This window comes from Bacillus sp. AP50, assembly GCF_040492675.1.
Classification (GTDB): Bacteria; Bacillota; Bacilli; order Bacillales; family Bacillaceae_G; genus Bacillus_A; species Bacillus_A cereus.
The window spans coordinates 1-5,967 of the sequence record NZ_JBEUTW010000443.1; the positions used below are offsets into that span (position 1 = coordinate 1).

Genomic DNA, 5,967 nt, shown 5'->3' on the forward strand with positions numbered 1-5,967 from the left:
ATGAATAATTATATTTGCACTACATGTGGAGTACAGTATCCCGAAAATGAAGAAGCACCTTCTCACTGTAAAATTTGTAATGAGGAAAGGCCATATGTTAATCCAATTGGGCAGTCATGGATAACATTAGAAACAATGCAAAATAGCAATTTATACTAAAGTCCTATTGTTTATTAACTAATAGGTCTTTCAACTTAGGAAGCTCACACTAATGAGGGATGTTAAAGGGAATATATGTAACCTATACTAATTACTATAAAGCTTTGAAAAATGAAAAGGAGGAGAATTGCATGAAGAATTGGGTTCAATTTAGAATTGCAAGACCAACAGATAAATTTGAAGAAGTGATCAGTTTTTATGAAACAGGATTAGGACTAAAACGTATAGGGGAATTTCACAATCACGAAGGATATGACGGGGTTATGTTTGGATTACCAGATGAAGAGTATCATTTGGAGTTTACTACACATGTTAATGGAAGTCCATGTCCGGCACCGACAAAAGATAATTTACTAGTTTTTTATATGCCTAATAAAGATGAAATTGAAAAGGTAGTGAATCGATTAAGTAATATGGGCTATCATGAGGTGGAACCAGAAAACCCGTATTGGATAGAGAAAGGAACCACAATAGAGGATCCAGATGGTTGGAGAATTGTGCTTATGAATGCATCTGAATAAGGAAACTATTTTCATATGAAATAGAGTGTAGCAAAATGATTTAGACATAAATCCCTACAGCGTTTGTAGGGATTTTTATATAAGAAAATCTTATTGAGAGAGTTATTAAAATGTAGAAAGTATTTTGGCTAAGAATAAATGTAGTAAACATAATTTATGAAGGAGGTATAAAAGTATGATAGTAAACCATTTTAAAGAGTTTTCTAAACATGTTGGAAATACACATCTCATTAAAAGTTCTTTCGTAGTTTATATCTTATTCTACGGAAAATTGATACCATCAAAAAACTGTATGTTTAACATGTATAGTTTTTTGATGGTGTAGCTGTGCAATGTTTAAAAATTTCACATACCGTATTTTAAAAATAAATATAGGAAAACCAAAAAGTAATGTAGAATATATCGTACATACATATATACAGTCAACATAAAAGATAAAGAGGTGGGTATATGTTACTTGAGGAAGTAATGCGGCAACTAGAGGAATATGGAACAGAACAAAATCGAAAAACGTATAAAAACCACGGAGCGAAAGAGCCGTTATTTGGAGTTAGTTTTGCGAATTTAAAATTGTTAAAAAAGAAGATAAAAAAAGATCACGATTTAGCAGTTGGATTGTGGGGAACGAAAAATATGGACGCAATGACATTAGCAACTTATATTTTAGACCCGAAAAAAATAACGACAGAACAGCTTAATAGTTGGATTCAGGATGTTGATTATTACTGTTTGATGGATGTTCTTATGACATCTATATGTACTTCGCCAATTGCAATAGAAAGAATGGAAGAGTGGACAAAGTCTAATGATGAATGGATTGGAAGAGCTGGCTGGTCTTTATTAGCAAATATAGCGATTAAAAATAAAACGTTACATGATGATTTCTTCTCTCCGTACTTAGAAGAGATTAAAGAAAATATACATAATGAAAAAAATAGAAAAAAAGAAGCGATGAATAGTGCTTTAATCGCAATAGGAATTCGTAATGAAGACTTAGAGCGACAAGCGATTGAAATTGCACGTGAAATTGGAAAAGTAGAGGTTGATCACGGTGCAACATCATGTAAAACACCAGATGCAGAAAGCTATATAAAAAAAGCGAGAGAAAGAGCTGAAAAAAAGAAAGTGAAATAAGAAAAGAGGATCGGTTATGAAAGCAATTGACGCAGCACAAAACATAATTACATTACAATTTTCTAATTGTGATGTAGCTTTACTCGGCGGAAGCGTTGCACGAGGAGAAGCGACGAAAACATCTGACCTTGATATTGTAATAGTTGACCAAAGTTTAACTTCTTGCTATAGGGAATCTTTCTATAGTAATGGATGGCCTGTTGAGGTGTTTGTTCATAATTTTGAAACATATAAAACCTTTTTCAAAATGGATTGTGATCGAGGGAGACCGTCGTTACCACAATTAGTTTCGGAAGGGATTGCATTAAAAGGGGAAAAGGAAATTGTTGAGAAATTAAAAAAAGAAGCGAATGATTTACTACATAAAGGACCAGCTAAATGGACCGAAGAAACGATTAAGCAGAAGCGATATTTTATTACGGATACTTTAGATGACTTTATTGGTGCAACAAAAAGAGAAGAAGAATTGTTTATCGCTAATTTATTAGCGGATTTAGTACATGAATATGTATTAAGAGTAAATGGTAAGTGGCTTGGGAGTTCAAAATGGTTTATTAGAGTGCTAAGAAGATATGATGAGCAATATGCAAACAAATTTGTAGCCGCTTTTGATCATTTTTATAAAACGGGAGAGAAAAATGAATTAATTCATTTTATAGAAAAGACGTTAGAACAGTATGGTGGAAGAGTGTTCGAAGGATTTTCTATTGGTAAATAAAAAGGGGAGAGAAAAATGAATGTACCATATGTTCAATTAAGAGAATTGACACTAGATGATGTAGAAGATCGCTATCAATGGTCATTAGATAGAGATGTAACAAAGCATTTAGTCGTACCAGATCAATATCCTCCGTTCACTCGTGGAGATACGAGAAACTGGATTGAAGCTTGTATAAGCCGAAAAAATGGTTATGAACAAAGGGCAATCGTTACTGAGGCAGGTATACATATTGGATGGGTAGACCTTAAAAATTTTGATAAAACAAATAAAAATGCTGAACTAGGAATTGCGATTGGAAATAAAGACTATTGGGGTAAAGGATTTGGAATGGCAGCTCTAAACAGCATGTTACAAATAGGTTTTTCTCAGTTTGAATTGGAGAAAATTTGGTTACGTGTAGATGAAGATAATACAAAAGCTAAAAAGAGTTATGAAAGTGCCGGATTTGTATGCGAAGGGTTAATGAGAAATGATCGATTGAGACAGGGGAAGTTCATTCATCGCAATCGTTACAGTATATTAAAAGAAGAGTATGAATCAAAAAAGTAGCCTATAAAAATATTATGTAAATTAAAAAGGGGAAGATAAAATGATTCGATTACTTACAAAAGCGGATGCAAAACAATATTGGGAGTTACGTTTACAAGCATTACAAGTAAATCCCGAAGCATTTATAACGACTTATGAAGAAGCAGTACGTCAAGAAAATCCTCTTGAACGAGTTGCTAGTAATCTTTCATCCAATAGTAGTTTTACATTTGGTGCTTTTAATAATGAAAATCGTTTAGTTGGGGTTGTTACTTTATTAACAGAAGAAAAAGACGCATATAAGCATAAAGGACATATCGTTGCAATGTATGTAGATACTGAAAATCGAAGAAGTGGTCTTGCACGTGATTTAATACGTAAAGCAATTGAAAGGGCAAAAGAGATGAAGCTAGAGCAATTGAATTTAGGGGTTGTTTCAACGAACGAACCAGCCAAACGATTATATGAATCAATGGGATTTAAAACATACGGAATTGAAAAAAGGGCTATAAAAATGAATGGTGTGTATAGTGATGATGAACATATGGTGTTGTTCTTTTAAGAGAGGAAGTTTTGTATGAAAGATCTCTATTTAGAAAGAAATATGGACCCTCAAGTAGCGATTTTGTATGCGACGGTTGCTGATACGTTTAATAGATTGCAAAGGTTAGTCGAAGGTACTGAAGAGAACGAACTATCCTATAAAGGGTCTGAAAATAATGAAAATAGTATTGGGCAGTTACTTCAGCATTTAGCAGTTGTTGATTTACATTGGGTGTATCGTTTCAAGGGAGAAGATGTTCCGCCAGCATTTGAAAATAAATATGGTCCTATGTTAAATGAAGTAGGAGAATTACCAAGTTTAAGAAAAAACACATTGCAAGAGTTAATGCAAGATTATGAAGCAGTGCAAAAATTGTTTTATGAAGAATGTATGACACTAACAGAAACTGATTTAATGCGGGAAGTTTTGTATGAAAAAGGCGAAACTGCGACAATAAGATGGGGAATATGGCATATAGCAGATCATAATCGGTATCATCAAGCTCATATCAGTCGTTTGAGGAAATTATACAGAGAATATAAACTACATATTCTTTAATTTTTGAATGAACGAACGCCCCTAAATAATAATTAAAGGAGGCGTTTGTTTTTATTCGTTCGCTTTTCTTCCCAAGCTATCATTAAATTTTTATGATAATCTTTTGGTTTCTCAATAGAAAACCAGTAAATTGAATGTGCAATAGTTGGTAGCCATCTTTTATAGCGGGTCGAGATTAAAGTAGATTTTGACCCTTGAAAATTTTGATATGTAATGGCCTCGATTTCATACCAATGCACTTTATTCCCATGTAAATCTACTACAATTCCTTCATCATCCCAAAGTGAAATGTAAGTTTGTATGTAGATTTTTCATCGCGTATACTAAAATATATGTCATAGAGATAAAAAATTAAATACAAGGGGTTTTACAATGAAAGCAATTGTTATAGGGATACTGGCATCATTTTTCTTTGCCTTTACCTTTGTTTTAAACCGGGCAATGGACTTAGAAGGTGGAAGCTGGATTTGGAGTGCATCATTACGGTATTATTTTATGGTTCCAATGCTATTACTTATTGTTATGTATAGAGGGAACTTAAAGCAACTCTTTCAATATATGAAAAACAATCCGAAAGAATGGTTAGTGTGGAGTATCGTTGGATTTGGTCTCTTTTATGCACCGCTTAGTTTTGCTGGAGCGTTCGGACCAGGTTGGCTTGTTGCATCAACATGGCAAATTACAATCGTTGCAGGGATTTTGTTAACACCATTTTTTGCGGTGGATCCACTACATAAAAAACTTCCGATGAAGGAATTAGTTATGTCGGGCATTATTTTATTCGGTGTTGTTCTCATGCAAGCAGAACATGCTTCTTCATTAGGTATTCGTGAAACCGTTTTATGTGTAGTTCCTGTACTTATTGCAGCATTTGCGTATCCTCTTGGAAATAGAAAAATGATGCAAGTTTGTAAAGGGGAATTAGATGTATTTCAGCGAGTACTCGGTATGACATTAGCAAGTTTACCATTTTGGTTTTTATTATCTGGTTACGAAGTATCAACAGGCGGATTACCGTCAAGTAGCCAAGTTTTTCAATGTTTTATTGTAGCAGTTAGCTCTGGGTTAATCGCGACAGTATTATTTTTCTTTGCAACAGATCTTGTGAAAGATGATCCGCAAAAATTAGCAACAGTGGAAGCGACGCAGTCTGGTGAAGTTTTATTTGCGCTAGTAGGAGAGCTGATCTGGTTATCTGCACCAATTCCGTCATCATTATCTTGGATTGGTATGAGTCTCGTTATTATTGGAATGATACTTCATAGTTATGTGGCTGTCGTTGTAAAAAAAGAAGAAAAAATAACGGCGTAATGAGATTAGCTCTTTTTATTAAGAGTTAGTCTTTTTTTCATAGAAAGGGATGAAAATATGAATTTACAGCGTGTTGAACAAATTGAAAAAGATTCAATATTAAATGTGCTACAATATGCCGTCGGTCCAAATGAAATAAGCTTAAAGAAAGCAGTATTATTTTATCAAAGTAATAAAGGGACTTTGTACAAATATGAAGAAAAAGCTTGTCTAGGTATTGAAGTAATCGGAGCAACTAAAGCACGAGTATGTCATATAGCAGTGGCTCCAGATTATCGTCAAAAAGGAATTGCACTGCAAATGATTAAAGAAGTGGTAAGGATATATCAATTGACTTATATAGAAGCAGAGACAGACGATGGGGCGGTAGAATTTTATAAAAGAATTGGTTTTCAAGTTAAAAGTTTAGGAGAAAAATATCCAGGGATAGAAAGATTTCATTGATACATGGAAAAATAGCATGAAAATATATAATTGTACATATTGAATAT

Annotated in this window: 8 protein-coding genes; all 8 read left to right on the plus strand. The window is 33.6% G+C overall.

The window, feature by feature from the left end; all coding sequences use genetic code 11:
• Positions 1-290 precede the first annotated feature (290 nt).
• The 8 genes from ABWK52_RS24235 to ABWK52_RS24270 all read left to right on the plus strand — a co-directional run bounded on the left by ABWK52_RS24235 (position 291) and on the right by ABWK52_RS24270 (position 5,920).
• Positions 291-680: a VOC family protein gene (locus ABWK52_RS24235; RefSeq protein WP_098541947.1), complete on the plus strand. Its 390-nt coding sequence runs from the start codon at positions 291-293 to the stop codon at positions 678-680.
• 450 nt (positions 681-1,130) lie between these two features.
• A complete protein-coding gene (locus ABWK52_RS24240) occupies positions 1,131-1,814 on the plus strand; it encodes a DNA alkylation repair protein (protein ID WP_000923474.1) in 684 nt (227 codons plus the stop codon).
• 16 nt (positions 1,815-1,830) lie between these two features.
• Positions 1,831-2,532: a nucleotidyltransferase domain-containing protein gene (locus ABWK52_RS24245; RefSeq protein WP_000643682.1), complete on the plus strand. Its 702-nt coding sequence runs from the start codon at positions 1,831-1,833 to the stop codon at positions 2,530-2,532.
• 15 nt (positions 2,533-2,547) lie between these two features.
• Complete coding sequence (locus ABWK52_RS24250) at positions 2,548-3,084, plus strand: GNAT family N-acetyltransferase (protein ID WP_001102495.1); 537 nt, start codon at positions 2,548-2,550, stop codon at positions 3,082-3,084.
• A gap of 40 nt (positions 3,085-3,124) precedes the next feature.
• A complete protein-coding gene (locus ABWK52_RS24255) occupies positions 3,125-3,625 on the plus strand; it encodes a GNAT family N-acetyltransferase (protein ID WP_000620317.1) in 501 nt (166 codons plus the stop codon).
• Between the two features lie 15 nt (positions 3,626-3,640).
• Positions 3,641-4,165 (plus strand): DinB family protein, encoded by a 525-nt coding sequence (locus ABWK52_RS24260; RefSeq protein ID WP_070757939.1) that lies wholly within the window; start codon positions 3,641-3,643, stop codon positions 4,163-4,165.
• A 372-nt stretch (positions 4,166-4,537) separates the two neighbouring features.
• Complete coding sequence (locus ABWK52_RS24265; protein ID WP_000644587.1) at positions 4,538-5,476, plus strand: DMT family transporter; 939 nt, start codon at positions 4,538-4,540, stop codon at positions 5,474-5,476.
• Positions 5,477-5,533: 57 nt separating this feature from the next.
• On the plus strand, positions 5,534-5,920 hold the full coding sequence (locus ABWK52_RS24270; protein WP_353772188.1) for a GNAT family N-acetyltransferase: 387 nt from the start codon (positions 5,534-5,536) through the stop codon (positions 5,918-5,920).
• Positions 5,921-5,967: the final 47 nt, after the last annotated feature.